This is a genomic window from Parendozoicomonas verongulae (assembly GCF_009711465.1).
Classification (GTDB): Bacteria; Pseudomonadota; Gammaproteobacteria; order Pseudomonadales; family Endozoicomonadaceae; genus Sansalvadorimonas; species Sansalvadorimonas verongulae.
The window spans coordinates 1-269 of record NZ_SMME01000118.1 but is presented as its reverse complement, the minus strand read 5'-3'; the positions used below and the strand labels follow the sequence as shown (position 1 = coordinate 269).

Below are 269 nucleotides of genomic sequence, written 5' to 3'. Positions count from 1 at the left end.
CTCAGGCGCCCGCAGCCCTGAGTCTGCCCGGGAGGGCATACGTCCTGTGAATGATTTATGATATCGCCAGACAAAAGTCGTGTAATCAGGGCAGGAGCTGCAATATCATCAATACGGCGCACCAGTTCTTCTGGCGAGCGCAGGGCAATAGTATCCGGTGTGTAAGTGGCGACCTGAGACATGATGTAACGGCCGCCATAGTAAATATCCACCAGCGACTGCTGGGGACGACTCAGGGATTCAAAACCGGAGGGAATAGCATTACTGGC

The 269-nt window shown here is 54.3% G+C and carries 1 protein-coding gene; it reads right to left on the bottom strand.

The features are described from left to right. On the bottom strand, window positions 1-269 hold a 269-nt coding region (locus E1189_RS22035), incomplete at both ends, for a hypothetical protein (protein ID WP_196220795.1).